Below are 21,406 nucleotides of genomic sequence, written 5' to 3'. Positions count from 1 at the left end.
TCACCCGTACCGCTGACCTTCCAATGTGCGGACTCTCGGGTCCGACCGGCGCGGATCACGTCGCCCGTGACCCTTCGGGTCATCATTTTGCCTTGTCCGCCGTCCGGCGCCGTCGGCCGGTACGGGGTTTCGGCGGCTGTGGCCCGATCGCCGGTCGGGTTCTTCGGTGCGTCGTGCCCGCCTCGGGGCGTCGGCGCGGCGCTGCCGGGCCGGCGGTTCCTGCCTGGCCGCCTGCCGGGTGGGGCGTGCCGACTTCGTGGGCCTGGCCGGCTTGGTGGGTTGGGCCTGCCGGGCAGCCGGCTTACGGGCGGGCTTGTCGCCGCGGCCACGCATCCGGTCCCGGGCCGAGTCCAAGGTGGTCGGCGAGTACGGCACCGGCGGCGGCAGCCGCAGGATCCGGTTCATCCGATCGTCGCGGCCGGCCCGCAGGGCGGCCACCGCCTCGGGTTCGTGGCGCGCCGCATTGGCGATCAGGCCTATCAGCAGAAGTGTTGTGGCCGTTGCTGTTCCACCTGCGGAGATGAGCGGCAGCTGGATGCCGGTGACCGGCAGCAGGCCGAGCACATAGCCGACGTTGATGAACACCTGGCCGACCACCCACAGCGTCGTGGTGGCGGTCAGCAGCCGAAGGAACGGGTCGACCGACCGGCGGGCGATCCGCATGCCGGTGTAGGCGAACAGGCCGAACAGCGCGAGCAGGCCCGCCGCACCGATGAAACCCAGCTCCTCGCCGATGATCGCGAAGATGAAGTCGTTGTGCGCGTTGGGCAGGTAGTTGAACTTCGCGGTGCCCTGTCCCAGCCCGTCGCCGAACATGCCGCCGTTTGCCAGCGCGTACTTGGCCTGCCGCGACTGGTAACCGATGCCCTGCAGGTCGGAATCGGGGTCCAGCCAGGCCCGCACGCGGTCGGAGCGGTAGCCGGCCGAGACCGCCATGATGGCCGCCGCACCGATGCACAGGACCAGGGAACTGAGGAAGACCCGCAGCGACAGACCGGCGTACCAGAGCAGGCCGAGCAGGACGATGCTCACTGACACCGTCTGGCCGAGGTCGGGCTCGGCGACGATCAGCGCGAGCGCCAGCACCGCCGCGGGCAGCAGCGGGAACAGCAGTTCCTTGAGCCCGGCGTGCTCCATCCGGCGGGTCGCGAGCAGGTGGGAACCCCAGATCGCGAAGGCGATCTTGGTCAGCTCGGACGGCTGCATCGAGAAGCCGGCGACGACGAACCAGCCGCGGGCACCGTTGGACAGGTGGCCGACGCCCGGGATCAGCACCAGGGCGATCAGCACGAGGCTGACGATGAACGCCGGCAGCGCCATCCGGCGCATGAACGCGATGGGCAGCCGGAGCGCGATGTAGAACGCGACGAGGCCGATGATCGTCCACAGCACCTGCTTGGCGAAGATCGTCCAGGGCGAGCCGTCCTCGTCGTACGAGTGCACGCCCGAGGCCGAGAGCACCATGGTCAGGCCCAGCGTGATCAGCAGTGCCGCGCAGGCGATGACCAGGTGGAACGATGTCATCGGCCGGCTCAGCCAGGCCCCGACCCGGGCCCGGGGACCCTGCCGCTTGGGCTCGGCGGGCTTGGCGGCCGCACCTTCGGATGCGCTCTGGTTCTTCTCGTCCGGAGCCTGTGGCTCGTCCGGGCCGGCTTTGCTCCGGCGAAGCTTTGCAAGGATGTCCGGCATGTGACTACCCGACCTCGTCATTCACATTGGTCACAAAAACCACAACTGTCCCTTGCATCCCAAAATCCTCCCCTGTCACCGCCGTCGGGGGCGGCACATCCGGCGCGTGTCGCCGGAATGGGGTGATTTGCCACAGCTGGTGCGCTGCCGCGATGCGTTTCCGTCGCGAACGCAACTGCACGGCGAATTTCGGGCCGTTTCTCCGCCGCTCAGTTGCACTCGTGACGAGCCGGCGAGCGGCGCGCGAAGAATCCTGTGCGCTACCCCTTGAGCGCGGCGACCACCTTGACGAGCAGGTCCTTCGCCACCTGCGGGTCGATGTCGGCCTGGACGACGGCCACGGTCTTGTCGCCCATGACCGCGGTGTAGGTCGCTTCCTCGATGGACTTCCCGTTGGCGGTGATGTGCGCCTGCACGCCCATGGTCTTCGCCCCCGCGATATCGGGGCCGGGGACGCGGTCGACCGTCGCGGTGACACCGTCGGTCGTGTCGACGGTGATGTGATCGCAGCCGGCGTGGCCGAGTTCGCCGGCGTTCTTGGCCGCCTCCGCCGCCACCACGATGATGGTGTGGCCCTCCTGGTTGCTGCCGACGAATCCCTCGGCCTTGGCCCCGACGCCGGCCGGCGCGAGCGGCTTGAGCAGCGACGCGCACTCGGCGGGGGTGACGACCGACGGCGGCGTGGTGGTGAGCGCGCCGACACCGGGAGCGTCCAGCTTCTCCTGGGTGACGGTGTCCTGCTCCAGATCCATGGGGTCATAGCCCGCGGGCAAGCTGCTCTTGACGCCGCCGACCTTCGAGATGTCGTACTTCGCCGCGGCCTGGCTGGTCCCGGACTTGCCGTCCGAACCGCCGCAGCCCGCGATCAACGCCACACCCGACAGCACGACAACGGGCCCGACCAGGTATTTCTCGACATTCATGGCGCGAACCCTAACAGCGGTTCCGGTGCCACCGCGGACATACTGGATGTTGGCTGGGAGCCGCGTGTCTAGCGGCCACCCGCGGACAGCCACTCGCTGTAGAACAGCGCCACCCCGAGCCCGCAGGCGATCGCGGTGAGCAACCAGAACCTGATGATCACCGTGGTCTCGGCCCAGCCGGCCAGCTCGAAGTGATGATGGAACGGCGCCATTCGGAAGACCCGGCGACCGGTGGTCCGGAACGCCAGGATCTGGACCACCACCGAGGTGACCTCGGCGACGAACAGGGCGCCGAGCACGATGGCCAGCGTCTCGGTCCGGCTGGTCACCGACAGACCGGCGATGATGCCGCCGAGCGCCAGCGAGCCGGTGTCGCCCATGAAGATCTTGGCCGGCGCGGCGTTCCACCAGAGGAATCCGATGCAGGCGCCCGCCGTCGCGGCCGCGACCAGTGCCAGGTCCAGCGGATCACGGACGTTGTAGCAGCCCGGTCCCGGGCTGGTGGCGCACGCGTTGCGGTACTGCCAGAACGTGATCAGCACGTACGCCGCGCTGACCATCGCCATGGCACCGGCGGCCAGGCCGTCCAGGCCGTCGGTGAAGTTGACCGCGTTGGACCAGGCACTGACCAGCACCACGATGAACAACACGAACAGCAGCGGCCCGAGGGTGACGGTCGCGATCTCGCGCACATAGGACAGGCCGGCACTCGCCGGCGTCAGCCCGTTGGCGTTGCGGAACTGCAGCACCAGCACACCGAACAGGACGGCGGACACCAGCTGACCGACCGTCTTGGCGGTCTTGTTCAGACCCAGGTTGCGGGCCCGACGAAGCTTGATCAGATCGTCGAGGAAGCCGACGGCACCCAGTGAGGTGGCCAGCCCGAGCACCAGCAGACCCGAGGCCGACGGCCCTTCGCCGTCGACCAACAGCCCGACGACGTGGGTGCCGAGATAGCCGCACCAGATGCCGGTCACGATCGCGACGCCACCCATCGACGGCGTGCCGCGCTTCTTCTGGTGGCTGGCCGGACCGTCTTCGCGGATCTCGTGGCCGAAACCCCTGCGGGTGAACAGCCGGATCAGCACCGGCGTCAGCACGATCGACACCGCGAGCGCGATGCCGACGGCGAACAGGATCTGAATCACGCTTGCCCCTCCCGCGCCAGTTCCTCAGCCAGCGTGCCCAGCCCGGCCGAGTTCGAGGCCTTGACCAGCACGACATCGCCGGGCGCAAGCTCGGCACGCAGCAAATCGAGTGCGGCAGCGGCATCGGGGACGGGCGATACCTCGCTGCCCCACGAACCTTCCATCACCGCGCCGTGTTGCATGGCGCCCATAGCCCTCCCGGTTCCGACGACAACCAGTCGTGACACATCTAAACGCACGGCCAGTCGACCGATGCTGTCATGCTCGGCAATGGCGTCGTCACCCAGTTCGGCCATCTCGCCGAGCACCGCCCAGCTACGCACCTGCGCGCCGGACTCGGCACGCGCCGACTTGGCCATCCAGGCCAGCGCCTTGAGACCCGCGCGCATCGAGTCGGGGTTGGCGTTGTAGGCGTCGTTCACCACGACCACACCGTCGGCGCGGGCACTGACCTGCATGCGGTGCTTGGAGACGGGGCCGGCACCGGCGAGCGCGTCGGCCACCTGCTGCAGGCTCGCGCCGCATTCCAGCGCGACCGCGGCGGCACTGAGCGCGTTGGACACCTGATGATCACCGTGCACCGCCAGCGCGACGTCGACGTGCTGCTCCCCCGCATGCAGGGTGAAGCGCGGGCGGGCCAGCTCGTCGAGCGTGACGTCACCGGCCCAGACATCGGCTCCGGGAGACCGGGATACCCGCACCACGCGGGCTTCGGTGCGCTCCGCCATGGCGGCCACCGCTGGGTCGTCGGCATTGAGGATGACAACACCGGTCGCCGGGACAGCTTGTGGCAGTTCGGATTTCGTCGCCGCGATGACGTCGCGCGAGCCGAACTCACCGAGGTGCGCGGTGCCGACGTTGAGCACCACACCGATCGACGGCGGTGCGATCGCGGCGAGGGCGGCGATGTTGCCGGGGTGCCGCGCTGACATCTCCAGCACCAGGAAGTCGGTCTCCGGGGTGGCCCGCAGCACCGTCCACGGATGGCCGAGCTCGTTGTTGAACGATCCCGGCGGCGCGATCACTTCACCCAGCGGCGCCAGCACCGCGGCCAGCAGATCCTTGGTCGACGTCTTGCCCGACGAGCCGGTGACGCCGATGATCCGCAGTCCCCCGGCGGCCAACCGGTCGGCGACTGCGCGGGCGAGCCTGCCCAATGCCGCCAGCACCGCGGCACCCGAGCCGTCGGTGTCGTACTCCAGCGCACCCGAGGACGAATCGACCTGTCCGGCAACCGGCTTCACGACGATGGCCGGCACTCCGACCGGCCGGGCCGCCAGCACCGCGACGGCGCCCGCCGCCACCGCGCCCGCGGCGAAGTCGTGCCCATCCGACCGGGCACCCGGCAGCGCCAGGAACAAACCGCCCGCGGTGACGGCCCGCGAATCGAACTCGACGGTCCCGGTCACGTGCGTCGCGGCGGCAGCCTCAGGTGTGACGTCGGACAGCTCGCCGCCGACAATGTCGGCGATCTCCGCCAGGGTCAGGTCGATCATGCGGGTGACTCTCCAGTCTTCAAGGTCGCAGCATGCAGGGCCTTATCCAGAGCGGCAGCCAACTCATCACGATCGTCGAACGGCCGGGTCTGACCGGCTCGGGTCTGGCCCGACTCGTGTCCCTTGCCCGCGATCAGGACCGTGTCCCCCGGACGGGCCCAGCCGACGACATGGTCGATGGCCGCCCGCCGGTCACCGATCACCACCACCTCGGCCGATCCGTCCGCGGCGCCCGCCGCGATGGTCGCCCGGATGAGGTCGGGGTCTTCGTCGCGCGGATTGTCGTCGGTGATGACCACCAGATCCGCCAGTGCGGCGGCGATGCGTCCCATCGGTTCGCGCTTCCCGGCGTCCCGGTTGCCGCCGGCGCCGAACACCACTGCCAGCCGGCCCTGGGTCTGCGGGCGCAGCGTCTGCAGCACCGCCTCCAGAGCACCCGGCTTGTGCGCGTAGTCGACGAGGGCCAGGAAGTCCTGCCCGCGGTCGATGGGCTGCAGGCGGCCGGGCACGCTGGCGGTGGCCAGTCCCGGTGCGGCCTGCTCCGGGGTGACGCCGACGGCGTCGAGCAGCGCCACGGCCAGTAGCGCGTTGGCGACGTTGTAGCCGCCGGGCAGGCCGATCCGCAGCTCGTGCCGGGCGCCGTCGGGCCCGACGGCCGTGAACTGCTGGCCCTCGCGGTCCGCTTCGATATCGGCGACGGTCCAGTTGGCGTCACCGGTGGTGCTGACGGTCACCGGGTCGGCGGCGCGGGCGGCCATCCGGCGGCCCCAGTCGTCGTCCACGCAGACGACCGACACTGCCGCGTGGTTGGGCGAATCCGGTTGGAACAGCCGGGCTTTGGCGTCCAGGTAGTCGTCCATGGTCGGGTGGAAGTCCAGGTGGTCCCGCGACAGGTTGGTGAAACCGCCGGCGGCGAAGCGCAGGGCGTCCACCCGGCCCAGCGACAACGCGTGGCTGGACACCTCCATGACGACGGTGTCCACGCCGCGTTCGACCATCGCGGCCAGCAGCGCCTGCAGCGCCGGCGCCTCGGGGGTGGTCAGGGAACTCGGCAGGTCGCGGCCGTCGATCCGGATACCGACGGTGCCGATCAGTCCGGCCACTCGCCCCGCGGCACGCAGCCCCGCCTCCACCAGATAGGTGGTCGTGGTCTTGCCGGAGGTCCCGGTGATGCCGATGACACGCAGCCGCTCGGATGGCCGGCCGTAGATTTCGGCGGCGATCTCACCCAGCACCGCCCGCGGGTCGGCGTGGACCAGCACCGGGACACCGATGTCGAGCAGCTCCAGACCCTCCGGGTCTGTCAGTACCGCGGCGGCCCCGGCAGCGACGGCGTCGGCGGCGAACCGCGCGCCGTGTGCGGCCGATCCCGGCAGCGCCGCGAACAGATCACCGGCGACGACGTCCCGGCTGCTCAGCGTGACGCCGGTGACCCGCAGCTCCCGGGCCTGGGCACCGGCTGGCGGCGCTGCGCCAACGTGGTCGGCCAACGAGCCCAGCGCGGCTCCGGCGGGATCAGCGGGGCGCAAGGTAGGCAAAGACATGGCCATGACACAGTACCGGGCCGGTGACGGGCAACCGGCCCGTCAGGTGGCCTGCAGGACCAGCGGCGGACCGGGGTCCGGCGACAGCGGCACGTTCTCCCGCTGCATCAGCCACGCCGCGATGTTGTGGAACAGCTGTGCCATCGAGTGTCCGGGCGTGCCGTCGGCATTGCGCAGCGGGTTGTTGGCCATGATGCCGACGACGTAGCGCGGATCGTCCGCCGGTGCCATGCCGGCGAAGGTGATCCAGTAGTGATCGTCGTCGTAGTAGCAGCCGCAGGCCGGGTTGATCTGCTGCGCGGTACCGGTCTTGCCGGCCATCTGGTACCCCTCGACGGCGCCTGGCCAGCCGGTGCCCTGCTGGGTGCCGCGCGGGTCACGCTGGAGGGTCGCGCGGAACATGTTGCGCAGCGTCGCCGCGGTTTGCGGGGACACGACCTGGACGCTCTCGGGTGCCGGCTGATCCTGGTGGGTGCCGTCGGCCGAGACGACCGACTTGACGATGCGCGGCGGGATGCGCAGACCGTCGTTGGCGATGGCCTGGTACATGCCGGTCATCTGCAGCAGGGTCATCGAAAGGCCCTGTCCGATGGGCAGGTTCGCGAACGAGCTGCCCGACCACTGATCGATCGGCGGAACCAGGCCCGCGCTCTCACCCGGCAGACCCGAGCCCGTGCGCTGGCCGAGGCCGAACTTCGTGAGCATGTCAGCGAAGCGCTCCGGGCCGACCCGCTGGGCCAGCATCAGGGTGCCGATGTTCGAGGACTTCCCGAAGACACCGGTGGTGGTGTACGGGTCGACGCCGTGGCCCCAGGCGTCGCGGATGGTGACGCCGCCCATGTTGTAACTGCCCGGAACCTGCAGCACCTCATCGGGATTCGACAGACCGAACTCGATGACCGACGCCGCGGTGACGATCTTGTTGACCGAACCCGGCTCGAACGGTGACGTCGCGGGCAGATTGCCCATCTGCTTGTCGTCCTGCCGGTTCAGTTCCTGCGCCGGATCGAACGTGTTGTCGTTCGTCATGGCCAGAATCTCGCCGGTCTTGGAATCCAGGACCACCGCGGACACGTCGCGCGCGCCGGACATGTCCTTGGCCTGCTGCACCTGCTGCTGGACGTAGTACTGGATGTCGTTGTCGAGGGTGAGCTGCACGGTGGCGCCGTTGATGGCGTCATGCCGGTCCCGGTAGCTGCCGGGGATCACCACACCGTCCGAGCCGCGGTCGTAGGTGACCGAGCCGTCGGTGCCGGAAAGCTTTGCGTCGAAGGAATCTTCGAGGCCGAGCAGGCCGTGGCCGTCCCAGCCGATGTCGCCGACGATGTTCGCGGCCAGCGAGCCACCGGGGTACTGCCGGATGTCCTGACGCTCAGCGCCGACCTCGGGGTACTTCTTGGTGATGGCGTCGGAGATGGCGGGATCGACCGCGCGGGCCAGGTAGACGAACGAGTCCCGGCCGGTGATCTTCTTGGCCAGGGTCGCGGCGTCGGGCTTGTTGTTCAGCAGACCGGCCACGCCGACGGCGATCTCGTTGAGTCGCTTGTCCGGGTCGGGTGCCGCCGGGGTCTTGGCCTTCGCCTCGGTGAGCTGCTGGCGAATCCGGTTCGGCTGGAAGGTCAGCGCACGGGCTTCGATGGTGAAGGCCAGCTTGGCGCTGTTGCGGTCGACGATGCTGCCCCGCACCGCCTTCTCCACGTCGGTGACCTTGAGCTGGCTGGCCGCCTCGGCGCGCAGACCGGCAGCCCGCGGGCCCTGGAGGAAGAACAGCTGCACTGCCGAGGCCAGCAGCACCAGCGCGATGACGATGTTGCCGGTCTTGTGCCGGAACCCGAACGAGCCCGTGCGGCCCTCCGGTACGACGGCCTCGCGGGTGCGCCGTTCGTGCGCCGAATGCGGTTGCGCGGTACGCGGTTTGGCGGCGGGTTGCCGTTTGCCCGGCGCGGCCGTCCGCTGCGCGCCGGTCCTGCGCGGGCTCTTGCCGCTCATGCGGGGGCGCCGGGGGCCGACGGCACCGGAAGCGGGGCCGGCACCGGGGCCGGAATCTGTGCCGGGACCTGGACCGGCAGCGGCGCCGGAACCTGCGCGGCCTGAGCCGGGAGCACGCTCTCAGGCTGCAGAGCCGGGCCGGGCAGCGTGCCCAGTCCGGGCACCGGGAGGGCCGGTGCCGCCGGGACGGGCGCCGCGAGGGCGGGAGCCGGGACCGGGAGCACCGGTGCCGCGGGCGCCGGCGCATGTACGACCTGTTCCCGCGGGTCAATCACGAGTGGCGCCGGAGCGGCGGCCGGGGCCGGAACAGCGCCGGGGACCGGAACTGCACCCGGGACCGGAGCCGCGGCAGGTGCCGGGACCGGGGCGGGAGCCGCGGCAGGTGCCGGGACCGGACGTGGGGCGGCCGGGGCGGGCGGGGCCACCTCGGGCAGCGGTGTGTTCAGCGGTGGCGGCGGAACCCCCTGCGCCGGTTTGGGACTGCCGACCAGCAGCCAGTTGCCGGTCGGGTCCTGCACCAGGTGCGCGGTGTCGCGGGACGGGATCATGCCGAGGTTGCGGGCCGCATCGGCGAGCGCCGGCGCGGCCTGCGCCACCAGCACGTCACGCTCGAGCGCCTCTTTCTGTTGCTGCAGCGCCTGATTGATCTCCTTGGCGCGGCCCAGCTCATAGGACCGTTCGGCAGCGGAGGTCGACAGCCACAGCGTGACGCCAAGGCCCATGCCCAGCGCCCCGATGATCAGCACGACGAACGGCACCCGCGCGATCAGGTGCCGCGGGTCGAGGTCCATCTCGGCGATACGCATGAGCATCCGCTCCCGCAGCGGGGTGCGAACAACCTTGGGCGCCTTGGCCTTACGCGCCTTGGCCCGGGCCTTGGCCTGCGACGCGCTCTTGGGGCGTGACGGCGCCGCGGTCGGCCGTGCGAACGGCGTGGTCTGTGGACCGGCACCGGTGGGCTTGGACCGCTGCGGCCGGACGTCGCGCTTGCCGCGCTTGACGCGGGCTTCGCCCTTGCTACCGGACTTGTTGTCACGCTTGACATCCCGCTTGTCCACGGGGTCCTGCCGTACCGCTGTGCGCCGGCGCGGCTCTGCCTCGCCGGACCGGGTCCCCCGTCGAGCGTTGCCGCCGCGTACCGGCGCTGGCCGCTTTGCCATCACAGACCTCCCCTTGTGACAACTTTTTCCAATGCACGCAGGCGAACCGACGCGCTACGCGGATTCAATTCGAGTTCGTGGTCGTCGGCCCGTTCGGCACCCCGGGTCAACGAGGTGAAGAGCGGCTCGTAGCCGGGCAGCTCCATCGGCAGGCCCTCCGGGGTACGCGATGCGATGGCATCGGTGAAGTACCCCTTGACAATTCGGTCTTCCAGCGACTGATAGGCCTCGACGGCGATCCGGCCGCCGGGCCGCAGCGCGTTCAGCGCGGCGGGTATCGCCGCGCGCAGGCAGTCCAGCTCCCCGTTGACCTCGGTGCGCAGCGCCTGGAACGTCCGCTTGGCCGGATGCCCACCGGTGCGACGGGCCGGGGCCGGGATCACCGCGTAGAGCAGCTCGACCAGCTGGGTCGTCGTGGTGAACGGGCGCTGGGCCCGTTCGCGGACGATCGCGCCTGCGATGCGGGACGCGAACTTCTCCTCGCCGTACTCGCGCAGCACGCGAGTGAGCGTCCGGGCGTCATAGGTGTTCAAGATGTCTGCCGCCGTCAGGCCAGACGTCTGGTCCATCCGCATGTCCAGCGGCGCGTCCTTCGCGTAGGCGAAGCCACGCTCGGCCTGGTCGAGCTGCATCGAGGACACCCCGAGGTCGAACAGGATGCCGTCCAATTCACCTGGGCGGTAACCGGATTGGGTCAGTGCATCGTCGATGCCGTCATACGCGGTGTGCACCAGGTGCACCCGGTCAGCGAACGGTGCGAGGCGCTCGGACGCCAGCCGCAGCGCGGTCTGGTCCCGGTCCAGGCCGATCAGCGTCAGACCGGGAAAGCGAGTCAGGAAGGCTTCGGAGTGGCCACCGGCGCCCAGCGTCGCGTCGATCATGACGGCGCCGGCGCCGTCGGCGCTGTGCCGGGTGAGTGCTGGGGCCAGCAGCTCGACGCAGCGGTCCAGCAGCACCGGAATGTGCGGCCGACGATCGGTCAACGCAACACCCCCAAAAGGCTTCAGCTGGTGGATTTGTGCGGCCCCCGCAGCGAGGTCTCTGTCCGAGTTCGCGGACCTGACGCTGGGGAAGTACGCCAGGGCCGGTTCGGACAGAGGCCACGCTGCACGGGCCTGCAGGTCAAAGGGTGCTGCCGAGCGCTTCATCGCTTGCCGCGGAGAAGTTCTCTTCGTGAGTGTCTTGGTAGGTCTGCCAGGCCGCGGCATCCCAGATTTCGAGGTAGTCCACCGCACCGATCACGACGCATTCCTTGGTCAGGCTCGCGTAGCGACGGTGATCAGCGGACAGGGTGACACGGCCCTGAGCGTCGGGGTGCTGCTCGTCGGCGCCCGCGGCGAAAACGCGCAGGTCGGCACGAGCGGCGGGATCGTTTCGAGGAGTGCTCGCCACGCGGCGGGCAATCTCGGCTTCGAACTCAACCCTCGGATACACGGCGAGGCTGTGATCTGGACTTTTGGCGACCATCAACCCTCCTGCCAGTGCATCGCGAAACTTGGCGGGCAACGTCAGTCGCCCCTTGTCATCGAGCTTCGGCGTGTAGGTACCCAAAAACACCAGGCACCTCCCGCCACTCCGGAGTCCGGTCTCTCCGATGTCCGCCACATTACCCCACAATCCCCCACTTCACTCCATTCCAAGTCTAAAAATGGCCTTATCTGCCCCACCTGACGCAGCAACCACGGAAACTCAGGGGTGGAGGACGGCATCAAACGGCCTGGCTGTGCGCCAAAATCCCAGCTGGAAGGGCATGTGGGAGTGCGGTGGGGCGTTGTGGGGGGCCGCGGAGCGCAAGCCCTGAAAAATCGTGGCGGACGCCGCCGCCGGCAAATTTCGCTACCAGCCCGGCGTGTCGCGCGTCACACCGTCACCGGACCGGCGAAAAACAAAACAGGGGCAGCCGAATCGGCTACCCCTGTGTCACGCGTGAGCGTTTAGTCGTCGAACCTGCGACGGAACCGGTCTTCCATGCGGTTGGTGAACGAGTTACCAGCGCGAGCGCGCTTGGACTTGCCGGCAGACGGCGCCGACTTCTCCTTGGAGAGCTTCCGGGGACCGGTCACCGCGAACACCGCACCGGCAAACATCACCACGAAGCCGATGACGCTCAGGATCGGGAGTTGGTCGATCCACAGGATCCGAAACGCCACACCCAGCACCAGCAACGCCAGACCGAGGACAAACAGCCCCGCGCCTTGCAGCCGCCGCCGTGCCGACGGCGCTTGCAGCGTGCCGCCCCGGACGCTCGAAGCGAACTTCGGGTCCTCGGCGTACAACGCACTCTCGATCTGGTCGAGCATGCGCTGCTCATGATCGGAGAGTGGCATCCGCGCCTCCCAACTCACACCGCTGCCCGCAGCGGCTCCTGACGTCTGCACCCGTGGTCACGGATCCCTAACAGTCATGATACGAGGTCACACAGACACGTACCACATACTTCAGACTCCCGAATTGTAAGACTGGGACGTCGGCCGGGCGACAGCGCCTGCTGCGCAACCCGACTTCGACGTTCCCACCCACCTCCTTCAACGTTCCCACCCACCTCCCAAGACCTCCCTGCTGCACCGAAAGGCTCACACCGTGGCGACGCTCCTGACCGATCTGTCGCCGGCTGACATGCAGCACCGACTCGACGACGCGCTGTCCGTCTACGTCGACGCCATGCGCTACCCGCGGGGCACCGAACGTCAGCGCGCGTCGATGTGGCTGGACCACACCCGACGCGACGGCTGGACCGGCGTCGCCGCGTTCGACGTCCTCAGCCAGGACGAGACCCCGGACGCGGCACTTCGATCCGCCCCCATGCTCGGCGTCGCCTACGGGTACCGCGGCGCTCCCGATCAGTGGTGGTACCAACAGGTCGCCGCCGGCCTGCGCCAGGTCGGCACGCCCAGCGAACGCATCGACCAATTGCTGAACGGGTACTTCGAACTCACCGAGCTGCACATCCACCCCCGGGCCCAGGGCCTGGGACTCGGCGAGGCACTGACCCGTCGACTGCTTGTCGGCTGCGCGGAATCCCATGTCTTGCTGTCCACCCCGGAAATCCTCGGCGAAGGCAACCGGGCCTGGCGGCTGTACCGCCGGCTGGGATTCCACGACGTCATGCGCAGCTACTTCTTCCCCGGTGATCCACGGCCGTTCGCCATTTTGGGCCGCGCCCTGCCACTGTGATCCATCCGGTGTGCCGCTGACCCTGCCCCGATCTGGCACGATAACGGCGTGAACCGCCGCCGCCACCTGCGTGCCTTGCTGCTGTTTCTGATGCTGCTCCCCCTGGCGGTCGGCTGCGTGCGCGTCCACACCTCGCTCACCGTCTCGCCCGACGACCGGGTGTCCGGCCAGATCGTCGCCTCCGCGAAGGCCAAGGACGCGGACGACAGGGGCCCGCAGCTGACCAACAACCTGCCGTTCGCGCAGAAGGTCGCGGTCTCGGACTACCGCAAGGACGACTACGTCGGCTCCGAGGCCGTGTTCTCGGACCTGAGCTTCTCCGAGGTGCCCCAGCTGGCCAACCTGAGCCGGGACTCGGCCGGCGCCGACATCTCGCTGCGCCGTGCCGGTGACCTGGTGATCCTCGAAGGCCGCGTCGACCTGACCACGGTGACCGACCCGGATTCGGATGTCACGTTGTCGGTGGCATTCCCCGGCGACGTCACGTCGACCAACGGCGAGCGGGTGGCCAGCGACATTGTCCAGTGGAAGCTCAAACCCGGCGTCGTGAGCACCATGAAAGCCCAGGCCCGCTACACCGACCCGAGCGCGCGTTCGTTCACCACGGCCGCGATCTGGATGGCCGTCCTGGCCTTCGCGATCGCCGGCATCATCGGCGGCCTCGCCTACTGGAGCCGCGACCGCTCCCCCAAGCTCGCCGCAGTGTCCGATGAGTGACTTTGTCACTGTGTCCGACCGGCGACCCGGCACCCTCTAATCTGGATGCACAATTCCGGGGTCAGGAGAGGGGACGCGCGCTGAGCGTCGATGCCGCAGGTCCGTCGGCTGGCGAGCTGGCGAATGCCATCACAGATCAACTGCGCGACTATCTCGCCGAACGCCGGCGGGACAGCGCCTACATCGGCGACGCCTACGCCGAGGTCACCGGAGCACTCGAAGAGTTCGTGCTGCGCGGCGGCAAGCGGGTCCGCCCGGCGTTCGCCTACTGGGGCTGGCGCGCGGTCGCGCCCGATCCCGGCCACCCGGCCGACCCGGCGGTGTTGCGCCTGTTCTCCGCATTGGAGCTGCTGCAGGCCTGCGCCCTGGTCCACGACGACGTCATCGACTGTTCGGCGACCCGGCGCGGCCTGCCGACGGTGCACCGGCTGTTCGCCGAGCGGCACCGCCAGCAGGGCTGGCGTGGCTCGTCCGAGCAGTTCGGGCTGTCCGCAGCCATCCTGCTCGGCGACCTCGCACTGTCCTGGGCGGACGACGTGGTCTCGAACGCCGACCTGTCGGCCGACGCGCGGCGGCGGGTCAACGAGGTGTGGGCACATATCCGCACCGAGGTCCTCGGCGGGCAGTACCTCGACATCGTCGCCGAATCCAGCGGCGCCGATACCGTGGCCTCGGCCATGAACGTGAACCTGTACAAAACCGCGTCGTACACCGTCACCCGGCCGCTGCAGCTGGGCGCCGCCGCAGCCGCCGACCGGCCCGACGTGCAGAAGATTTTCCACGCTGTCGGCACCGATCTGGGCATCGCGTTCCAGCTGCGCGACGACGTGCTGGGAGTGTTCGGCGATCCGGCCGTCACCGGCAAGCCGTCGGGTGACGATCTGCGCTCGGGCAAGCGCACCGTGCTGCTGGCCGAGGCCGTGGAACTGGCCGAAAGCTCCGACCCGACCGCGGCGGACCTGCTGCGCAGCGCGATCGGCACCGACTTGACGGACGGCCAGGTCAGCGAGCTCTGCGGCGTCATCGAGTCCGTGGGTGCGCTGGCCGCCGTGGAACAGCGCATCTCTCTGCTCACCGAACGTGGACTGGACGCGCTGGCCGCGGCCCCCATCGACGAGGGCGCCAAGACCGGGCTCACCGAGCTCGCCCGGCGCGCGTCGAACCGGTCCGCGTAGGCGCCGACGATGACCACCTCGACTACCGCGCCCGGGGCGCTGGCCCGGCTGATCGCGTTCGGGCGATCCGACGAGGGCCGCCCCGCGCTGCTCGGCTTCACCGGCGCCATCCTGATCGCGCTGGGCGGTTTGGGCGCCGGGAGCACCCGGCAGCACGATCCGCTGCTGGAGTCGATGCACCTGTCGTGGTTCCGGTTCGGCCATGGGCTGGTGGTGTCGTCGATCCTGCTGTGGACCGGCGTCGCACTGATGCTGATCGCCTGGCTGGCGCTGGGCCGGCGCGTGGTGGACCGGACCGCGACCGACTACACGATGATCGCAACGACCGGATTCTGGCTGGCACCGCTGCTGCTGAGCGTCCCGGTGTTCAGCCGCGACACGTACTCGTACCTGGCGCAGGGCGCGCTGCTGCGCGACGGCCTCGACCCCTACCTGGTCGGGCCGGTGGACAATCCGAACTCGTTGTTGGACAACGTGAGTCCCATCTGGACCACCACCACCGCGCCCTACGGACCGGCCTTCATCCTGGTGGCCAAGTTCGTCACCATGATCGTCGGCGACCACGTCGTGCAGGGCACCATGCTGCTGCGGCTGTGCATGCTGCCCGGTCTGATCATGTTGATCTGGGCGGCACCCCGGGTGGCCCGGCACGTCGGCGCCAACAGCGCTGCCGCCCTGTGGATTTGCGTGCTCAACCCGCTGGTGATCATCCATCTGATGGGCGGCGTCCACAACGAGATGCTGATGGTGGGGCTGATGATGGCCGCCATCGCGCTCACCTTCGAACGCCATCCCATCGCCGGCGTCAGCCTGATCGCCCTCGCGGTGGCGGTGAAAGCCACCGCAGGACTGGCACTTCCGTTCATGGTGTGGGTCTGGATGCGCCAGTTGCGCGAACGACACCCGTGGGGCGCGGTGCGCACCTGGCTCGCGGCCACCGCCGCGTCCGGGGCGATCTTCACCGTGGTGTTCGCCGTGGTGACGGTGGCGGCAGGCGTCGGGCTCGGGTGGCTGACGGCGTTGGCGGGCTCGGTCAAGATCGTCAACTGGCTGACGATCCCGACCGCCATAGCCAACCTGATCCACGCCATCGGCGGGCTGTTCACCACCGTCAGTTTCTACGCGGTGCTCGACGTCACCCGGATCACCGGCATCGCGATCATCGCGATCTCACTCCCGTTGCTGTGGTGGCGATTCCGCCACACCGACCGGGAAGCGCTGATCGGCATCGCGCTGGTGATGGCCGTCGTCGTGCTGTTCGTGCCCGCCGCGCTGCCCTGGTACTACACCTGGCCACTGGCGATCGTCTCGGCACTGGCGCAGAGCCGGTCGGCGATCGCGCTGATCGCCGGGTTCTCGACCTGGATCATGGTGATCTTCAAACCCGACGGATCGCACGGCATGTACTCCTGGCTACACGTCATCCTGGCCACGGGTTGTGCTGTGGCAGCGTGGTATTGGCTGGCACACGCACCAGAGCCGGCCGTCGCGACCGAGCCCGCCGAACCCGCCCGCTAGGCGTTACGGGCCTGCGTGCCCTCGCCTTCGATGCCCCAGCTGACGATCCGGGTGGGCGTCAGCCGGACGATGTCTCCGCTCAGCCCGCCGTCGGTGCTCCCCTCGCCGAGCAGTGCCTGCGCGGTGCCCCTGACCTCGATCCCCTGCGCCCGCGGCGGCACCACCGAGGTGACCTCGTCGACGATGAACGCCACCTTCGGATTGGCGATGACGTTGCGCCACTTCTGGGTTGAGGCGAGGGCGTGGCCGACGATGTCGACGGTCCCGTCCGGCCCCAGGTGCACTCCCACCGGCCGGATCTGCGGTTGTCCCCCAGGCCCGATGGTGCTGAGGCGCCCGATGGGCTGGATGCCCAGGAAGTCCTGCTCGGCCGGGGTGAACGACATGATCACGCCTTCCTGGCGACGACGAGGTGTCCGGGCAGCCGCACCTGTTCAGCACCGGCGCCGGCCTGCAGCTGCGCCGGCCGGATGCTGTCCACCTGCCAGTGCTTCGAGACGATCTGGCGCAGTTCGTCTGCCGTGAACTGGGTGGGTCCCGGACCGTCGTGGTCGGAGAACGCTCCGGTGCCGAAGGCCAGGATGTAGAACGTGGCGCCGGGTGCCGCCGCTTGGTAGGCGGACTGCAGGTAGCCGTCCCGCAGTTCCGCCGGCAGAGCGTGCAGCAGGCCGCTGTCGAAGATGGTCCCGAATCGCCCGTCGTGCCCGGTGAACGCGCTGATGTCCGCCTGCTCGAAAGTGGCTGTGCGCAAATCCCGTTCGGCCGCGGCAGCGGTGGCCGCCGCGACGGCCGTCGGCGTCAGGTCGATCCCGTGCACGGTATGGCCCCGCGCCGCGAGGGCCAGGGCGAGTTCGGCGTAACCGCAGCCGGCGTCGAGCACCTCGCCCTGAACGACTCCGTCCTGGTCGATCAGTGCGGCGTACTCAGGTTGCGGCTCGCCGATGTTCCATGCGGGCGCGTCCTCGTTGCGGTAAGCGCCATCCCAATCCATCACATTTCCTCCTCGTCGAATGTCCGCCAGAATAACGCACCGCATGTTTACTTTTGTTCCCTGAGAGGATGTGACCGTGACTGCACCGACCCCAGAGCGCAAGGGCCAGCGCACGCGGCAGCGGATTCTGCTGGCCGCGCGAAAGGTGTTCGCCGAGGCCGGCTACGAGAAAGCCACCATCCGTGGCATCGCCGAATTGTCCGGCGTCGACAAGGCGTCGGTGATCAAGCACTTCGGCAGCAAGCAGGAGCTGTTCCACGAGGCGGTGCAGTGGACGATTCCCGTCGAGGAGATGACGACGGCCGACCCCGCCGAGACCGCACAGAACTTCCTGCAGGGCCTGCTGACCGCCTGGGCCGCGGACCCCGACGGCCCCATGGCAGTGCTGCTCCGCACCGCGATGACCAGCCCGGACGCGTTGGAGTTGCTGCGGGCCAAGGTGACCGACCAGGTCGTCACGTCAGTCGCGGCAGACATCGACGGACCCGACGCGCGGTTGCGGGCGGCCCTGCTGAGCGCGGCGCTGATGGGTATCGCGAGCCAGCGCTACCTGCTGCAGTTCCCCGACCTGGCCGCCGCCTCCGACGAGGACATCGTGCGGATCATGGCGCCGGTGCTGGCTGGGTTACTCAGCAGCCCATAGACGGCGGTGCCGTCAGTGGCGTGTAGACGGCGGTGCCGTCAGTAACCCATGGCCTGGGCGCGGCGCAGCACTTCCCTGGCCTGGTGCGAATGCAGCGCGTCGACCGGACGCGCATTGGCGATGCGGTCGGTGCTGCCGTCGCGGGTCAGCGTGAGCGATTCGTCGGCAGTGAACAACCACCGCACGATGTGGGTGTCGTCGTAGCCACCGTCGCGCAACAGCACCAGCAGGCCGGGCAGCTGCTTGACGACATGGCCCTTGGCGTCGAAGAAGATCTTCGGCACCACAATGGCGCCGTTGCGTCGCACTCCGATCAGGTGACCGTCCCGCAGCTGCTGGTGCACCTTGGTCACCGGAATACCCAGCATGGCTGACACTGCGGGAAGATCGTAGACCGCTTCATCGGGATCGATAACGTCCTCGGCGGCCGGAATGCTGCTCACGCAGGAGATTCTAGAGCCGTACCATTGCCGGGTGCAGCCATCCCACCAACTGGACCCACTGATCGGTGCGGTACTGGACGGGCGCTACCGGGTCGATGCCCCGATCGCCAGCGGCGGCATGTCGACGGTGTACCGCGGCCTCGACACCCGGCTCGACCGCCTGGTGGCGCTGAAGGTGATGGATTCGCGGTATTCCGGCGACGAGCAGTTCCTGACCCGGTTCCAGCGCGAGGCCCGCGCCGCCGCCGGCCTGAAAAGCGCTGGGCTGGTTGCGGTTTACGACCAGGGATTCGACGGCCGCCATCCGTTCCTGGTGATGGAACTGGTCGAGGGCGGCACGCTGCGGGAGTTGCTGCGCGAGCGCGGCCCCATGCCGCCGCACGCGGTCGCGGCCGTACTGGCCCCGATGCTCGACGGCCTGGCGGTGGCCCACCAAGCAGGCCTGGTGCACCGTGACATCAAGCCCGAGAACGTCCTGATCTCCGACACCGGCGAGGTCAAGATCGCCGATTTCGGGCTGGTGCGGGCCGTCGCTGAGGCCAAGATCACGTCGACGAGCGTCATCCTCGGCACCGCGGCGTACCTCTCCCCCGAACAGGTCAGCACCGGCGATGCCGACCCGCGCAGCGACGTCTACTCCGTCGGCATCCTGGCGTACGAACTCCTGACGGGCACCACACCGTTCACCGGCGACACCCCCCTGAGCGTCGCGTATCAGCGGCTGGACCAGGACGTGCCGCCACCGAGCGCGGCAATCGCGGGTGTGCCAACGCAATTCGACGACCTGGTGGCCTGCGCGACGGCCCGTGCCGTGGACGATCGTTACCACGACGCCGGCGACATGGCCGCCGAGCTGGCTGCCATCGTCACCGATCTGGGCCTGCCCGAATTTCAGGTGCCCGCGCCGCAGAACTCCGCGCAGCACACCGCGGCAGCCGCCCAGCGCGGCCGCGCGGAGCGCACCACGGTCGCGACGGGTCGGGCAGCGGCACCGAAACCGGCGCCCCAGCACACCCTGCAGTTCACGATGGATCCGGCGATGGACCCCGCGCTGCTCGAATCACCCGTGGCGGCAAAGCAATTCGCCGGGATCGCCCTCGACGATTTCGCCTGGGCCAGGCAGCGGTCGCGGCGCGCCGTGCTGTTCTGGCTCATCGCGATCCTGACCCTGACGGCACTCACCGCCGCGGGCGCCTGGACGCTCGGCACCAATCTCAACGGGTTGTTCTGAAACGCCGAAAGGCCACCTACCGCACGGATTTCTTACGAAATCGTGCGACAAGTGGCCACTCGGCGGGGTGGTCTAGTCGCGGAGCATCTCCGCGACCAGGAACGCCAACTCCAGGCTCTGCTGCGTGTTCAGGCGCGGGTCGCACGCCGTCTCGTAGCGGCCGGCCAGGTCGTCGTCGGAGATATCCTGCGCGCCACCAAGACATTCGGTGACGTTCTCGCCGGTGATCTCGACGTGGATGCCGCCCGGGTGGGTACCCAGCGCGCGGTGCACCTCGAAGAAGCCCTGCACCTCGTCGACGATGCGGTCGAAGTGCCGGGTCTTGTAACCCGTCGAGCTCTCGTGGGTGTTGCCGTGCATGGGGTCGCACTGCCAGATCACCTGGTGACCGGAGGCTTCCACCTTCTGGATGATGCCCGGCAGCACGTCGCGCACCTTGCCGTTACCCATCCGGCTGACCAGCGTGAGCCGGCCCGGGATGTTGTGCGGGTCAAGACGTTCCACGTACTCGACGGCCATTTCCGGCGTCGTCGTCGGGCCGATCTTGATGCCGATGGGGTTGGCGATGGTCTCCACGAACGCGATGTGCGCATGGTCGAGCTGACGGGTGCGCTCGCCGATCCAGACGTAGTGCGCCGACAGGTCGTACAGGCGGGGCTCGGGGGCCTCGAGCGGGAACTCGGTGGACAGCCGGAGCATCGCGCGCTCGTAGTCGAGCACCAGGGCCTCGTGGCTGGCGTAAATCTCGGCGGTCTGCAGGTTGCGGTCGTTGACGCCGCAGGCCGTCATGAAGTTCAGGCCACGGTCGATCTCGCCCGCCAGCGCCTCGTACCGGGCACCCGCCGGCGACGTACGGACGAACTCGCGGTTCCATTCGTGCACCTGCTGCAGCGACGCCAGACCCGACGAGGTCAGCGCGCGCACCAGGTTCATCGCGGCGCTCGCGTTCGCGTAGGCCCGCACCAGACGCGACGCGTCGTGCACGCGAACGGCCTGGTCCGGGTCGAAACCGTTGACCATGTCACCGCGGTAGGACGTCAGGCCCAGCGAGTCGATGTCCGACGAACGCGGCTTGGCGTACTGCCCGGCGATGCGGGCCACCTTGACCACCGGCATGCTGGCGCCGTAGGTCAGCACGACGGCCATCTGCAGCAGGGTCCGGATGTTGGCCCGGATGTGCGGCTCGGTGTTGTCGACGAAGGTCTCGGCGCAGTCGCCGCCCTGCAGCAGGAACGCCTTGCCCTGCGCCACATCGGCCAGCTGGAGCTTGAGCTTCTCGATCTCGGACGGCACCGTGATGGGCGGCACGCTTTCGAGCACCTTGCGCATCGCAGCGGCCTGGTCCGCGGGCCAACTGGGCTGCTGCGCCGCCGGACGGGACAGGGCGTCGGCAAGACGGGCGCGCAGGTCCTCTGGCAGCGGGGGCAGCTCGGGCAGCTGGTCGATGGGTACGTCGACGGTCCAGTTCACGTGTCTATGGTACCGGCGCCGACCAGCGGGTATTTACCCGCCAATACGGCCCCGAAAGACGGATTTGGGACCACCGGGAGAAAACCGGGCCCGGT

20 protein-coding genes are annotated in these 21,406 nt (G+C 69.0%); 6 read left to right on the top strand and 14 right to left on the bottom strand.

Annotated elements, in window-relative coordinates; genetic code table 11:
* The 10 genes from ftsW to A7G45_RS25970 all read right to left on the bottom strand — a co-directional run bounded on the left by ftsW (position 1) and on the right by A7G45_RS25970 (position 12,276).
* On the bottom strand, positions 1 to 1,689 hold the full coding sequence (gene ftsW, locus A7G45_RS26015; RefSeq protein WP_260941248.1) for a putative lipid II flippase FtsW: 1,689 nt from the start codon (positions 1,687 to 1,689) through the stop codon (positions 1 to 3).
* Between the two features lie 260 nt (positions 1,690 to 1,949).
* Positions 1,950 to 2,612, bottom strand: coding sequence for a DUF5642 family protein (locus A7G45_RS26010; RefSeq protein WP_260941246.1), 663 nt, complete (start codon positions 2,610 to 2,612; stop codon positions 1,950 to 1,952).
* Positions 2,613 to 2,680: 68 nt separating this feature from the next.
* Complete coding sequence (gene mraY / locus A7G45_RS26005; RefSeq protein WP_043403184.1) at positions 2,681 to 3,760, bottom strand: phospho-N-acetylmuramoyl-pentapeptide-transferase; 1,080 nt, start codon at positions 3,758 to 3,760, stop codon at positions 2,681 to 2,683.
* A complete protein-coding gene (locus A7G45_RS26000; RefSeq protein WP_260941243.1) occupies positions 3,757 to 5,256 on the bottom strand; it encodes a UDP-N-acetylmuramoyl-tripeptide--D-alanyl-D-alanine ligase in 1,500 nt (499 codons plus the stop codon). The genes mraY and A7G45_RS26000 overlap by 4 nt, the downstream gene beginning before the upstream one ends.
* A complete protein-coding gene (locus A7G45_RS25995; RefSeq protein WP_377042119.1) occupies positions 5,253 to 6,800 on the bottom strand; it encodes a UDP-N-acetylmuramoyl-L-alanyl-D-glutamate--2,6-diaminopimelate ligase in 1,548 nt (515 codons plus the stop codon). Before A7G45_RS25995 ends, A7G45_RS26000 begins: the two co-directional genes overlap by 4 nt.
* Positions 6,801 to 6,842: 42 nt before the next feature.
* The gene (locus A7G45_RS25990) at positions 6,843 to 8,789 is read right to left on the bottom strand and encodes a peptidoglycan D,D-transpeptidase FtsI family protein (protein WP_260941239.1); all 1,947 of its coding nucleotides are present in this window, start codon (positions 8,787 to 8,789) and stop codon (positions 6,843 to 6,845) included.
* The gene (locus A7G45_RS25985) at positions 8,786 to 9,949 is read right to left on the bottom strand and encodes a cell division protein FtsL (protein WP_260941237.1); all 1,164 of its coding nucleotides are present in this window, start codon (positions 9,947 to 9,949) and stop codon (positions 8,786 to 8,788) included. The genes A7G45_RS25990 and A7G45_RS25985 overlap by 4 nt, the downstream gene beginning before the upstream one ends.
* Complete coding sequence (rsmH, locus tag A7G45_RS25980; RefSeq protein ID WP_260941235.1) at positions 9,949 to 11,097, bottom strand: 16S rRNA (cytosine(1402)-N(4))-methyltransferase RsmH; 1,149 nt, start codon at positions 11,095 to 11,097, stop codon at positions 9,949 to 9,951. Before rsmH ends, A7G45_RS25985 begins: the two co-directional genes overlap by 1 nt.
* Positions 11,072 to 11,506 carry a division/cell wall cluster transcriptional repressor MraZ gene (mraZ, locus tag A7G45_RS25975; protein WP_043403199.1) on the bottom strand — a complete coding sequence of 145 codons (435 nt, stop codon included), beginning with the start codon at positions 11,504 to 11,506 and terminating at the stop codon, positions 11,072 to 11,074. The genes rsmH and mraZ overlap by 26 nt, the downstream gene beginning before the upstream one ends.
* Before the next feature lie 377 nt (positions 11,507 to 11,883).
* Positions 11,884 to 12,276: an SCO2097 family morphological protein gene (locus tag A7G45_RS25970; protein WP_260941234.1), complete on the bottom strand. Its 393-nt coding sequence runs from the start codon at positions 12,274 to 12,276 to the stop codon at positions 11,884 to 11,886.
* A 253-nt stretch (positions 12,277 to 12,529) separates the two neighbouring features.
* Here A7G45_RS25970 and A7G45_RS25965 point away from each other — a divergent pair, with 253 nt between their 5' ends.
* From A7G45_RS25965 to A7G45_RS25950, 4 genes are all read left to right on the top strand, one after another.
* Entirely contained in the window at positions 12,530 to 13,123 is a 594-nt protein-coding gene (locus A7G45_RS25965) for a GNAT family N-acetyltransferase (protein WP_260941233.1), read from the top strand.
* 90 nt (positions 13,124 to 13,213) lie between these two features.
* Positions 13,214 to 13,840, top strand: coding sequence for an LppM family (lipo)protein (locus A7G45_RS25960; protein WP_260941538.1), 627 nt, complete (start codon positions 13,214 to 13,216; stop codon positions 13,838 to 13,840).
* A gap of 116 nt (positions 13,841 to 13,956) precedes the next feature.
* Complete coding sequence (gene idsA2 / locus A7G45_RS25955; RefSeq protein WP_260941537.1) at positions 13,957 to 15,015, top strand: bifunctional (2E,6E)-farnesyl/geranyl diphosphate synthase; 1,059 nt, start codon at positions 13,957 to 13,959, stop codon at positions 15,013 to 15,015.
* Between the two features lie 9 nt (positions 15,016 to 15,024).
* Entirely contained in the window at positions 15,025 to 16,533 is a 1,509-nt protein-coding gene (locus A7G45_RS25950) for an alpha-(1->6)-mannopyranosyltransferase A (RefSeq protein ID WP_260941232.1), read from the top strand.
* Here A7G45_RS25950 and A7G45_RS25945 read toward each other — a convergent pair.
* Together A7G45_RS25945 and A7G45_RS25940 are read right to left on the bottom strand one after the other, a co-directional pair.
* Positions 16,530 to 16,919 (bottom strand): PPOX class F420-dependent oxidoreductase, encoded by a 390-nt coding sequence (locus A7G45_RS25945; protein WP_260941231.1) that lies wholly within the window; start codon positions 16,917 to 16,919, stop codon positions 16,530 to 16,532. The genes A7G45_RS25950 and A7G45_RS25945 overlap by 4 nt on opposite strands.
* A gap of 2 nt (positions 16,920 to 16,921) precedes the next feature.
* Positions 16,922 to 17,524, bottom strand: a complete 603-nt coding sequence (locus tag A7G45_RS25940) for a class I SAM-dependent methyltransferase (protein ID WP_260941230.1) — start codon at positions 17,522 to 17,524, stop codon at positions 16,922 to 16,924.
* Positions 17,525 to 17,600: 76 nt separating this feature from the next.
* Here A7G45_RS25940 and A7G45_RS25935 point away from each other — a divergent pair, with 76 nt between their 5' ends.
* Positions 17,601 to 18,167 (top strand): TetR/AcrR family transcriptional regulator, encoded by a 567-nt coding sequence (locus A7G45_RS25935; protein ID WP_456094112.1) that lies wholly within the window; start codon positions 17,601 to 17,603, stop codon positions 18,165 to 18,167.
* Positions 18,168 to 18,205: 38 nt separating this feature from the next.
* On the opposite strand, the gene A7G45_RS25930 is transcribed toward A7G45_RS25935, so the two are convergent.
* Positions 18,206 to 18,610: an Rv2175c family DNA-binding protein gene (locus tag A7G45_RS25930; protein ID WP_043403214.1), complete on the bottom strand. Its 405-nt coding sequence runs from the start codon at positions 18,608 to 18,610 to the stop codon at positions 18,206 to 18,208.
* Here A7G45_RS25930 and A7G45_RS25925 point away from each other — a divergent pair.
* Entirely contained in the window at positions 18,600 to 19,841 is a 1,242-nt protein-coding gene (locus tag A7G45_RS25925; protein WP_276555646.1) for a protein kinase domain-containing protein, read from the top strand. The genes A7G45_RS25930 and A7G45_RS25925 overlap by 11 nt on opposite strands.
* Positions 19,842 to 19,913: 72 nt before the next feature.
* Here the strand turns inward: A7G45_RS25925 and A7G45_RS25920 are convergent, their stop codons facing one another.
* Complete coding sequence (locus tag A7G45_RS25920; RefSeq protein WP_260941226.1) at positions 19,914 to 21,311, bottom strand: class II 3-deoxy-7-phosphoheptulonate synthase; 1,398 nt, start codon at positions 21,309 to 21,311, stop codon at positions 19,914 to 19,916.
* Between the last annotated feature and the right edge of the window lie 95 nt (positions 21,312 to 21,406).

Origin of the sequence: Mycolicibacterium llatzerense (genome assembly GCF_025331195.1) — a bacterium.
GTDB lineage: Bacteria > Actinomycetota > Actinomycetes > Mycobacteriales > Mycobacteriaceae > Mycobacterium > Mycobacterium llatzerense.
The sequence above is the reverse complement of the archived record's forward strand: the minus strand, read 5'-3'. Positions and strand labels throughout refer to the sequence as shown.

Bases quoted from the DNA above. Each gene is read 5' to 3' on its own strand.
- A7G45_RS25995 (WP_377042119.1), bottom strand. From the start codon at position 6,800: ATGTCTTTGCCTACCTTGCGCCCCGCTGATCCCGCCGGAGCCGCGCTG.
- A7G45_RS25990 (WP_260941239.1), bottom strand. From the start codon at position 8,789: ATGAGCGGCAAGAGCCCGCGCAGGACCGGCGCGCAGCGGACGGCCGCG.
- A7G45_RS25970 (WP_260941234.1), bottom strand. From the start codon at position 12,276: ATGCCACTCTCCGATCATGAGCAGCGCATGCTCGACCAGATCGAGAGT.
- A7G45_RS26000 (WP_260941243.1), bottom strand. From the start codon at position 5,256: ATGATCGACCTGACCCTGGCGGAGATCGCCGACATTGTCGGCGGCGAG.
- A7G45_RS25940 (WP_260941230.1), bottom strand. From the start codon at position 17,524: ATGGATTGGGATGGCGCTTACCGCAACGAGGACGCGCCCGCATGGAAC.
- A7G45_RS25945 (WP_260941231.1), bottom strand. From the start codon at position 16,919: ATGTCGTTCACCCCGGCCGAGCAGGACTTCCTGGGCATCCAGCCCATC.
- A7G45_RS25950 (WP_260941232.1), top strand. From the start codon at position 15,025: ATGACCACCTCGACTACCGCGCCCGGGGCGCTGGCCCGGCTGATCGCG.
- A7G45_RS26010 (WP_260941246.1), bottom strand. From the start codon at position 2,612: ATGAATGTCGAGAAATACCTGGTCGGGCCCGTTGTCGTGCTGTCGGGT.
- A7G45_RS25960 (WP_260941538.1), top strand. From the start codon at position 13,214: ATGCTGCTCCCCCTGGCGGTCGGCTGCGTGCGCGTCCACACCTCGCTC.
- A7G45_RS25985 (WP_260941237.1), bottom strand. From the start codon at position 9,949: ATGGCAAAGCGGCCAGCGCCGGTACGCGGCGGCAACGCTCGACGGGGG.
- rsmH (WP_260941235.1), bottom strand. From the start codon at position 11,097: ATGAAGCGCTCGGCAGCACCCTTTGACCTGCAGGCCCGTGCAGCGTGG.
- ftsW (WP_260941248.1), bottom strand. From the start codon at position 1,689: ATGCCGGACATCCTTGCAAAGCTTCGCCGGAGCAAAGCCGGCCCGGAC.
- A7G45_RS25925 (WP_276555646.1), top strand. From the start codon at position 18,600: ATGCTGCTCACGCAGGAGATTCTAGAGCCGTACCATTGCCGGGTGCAG.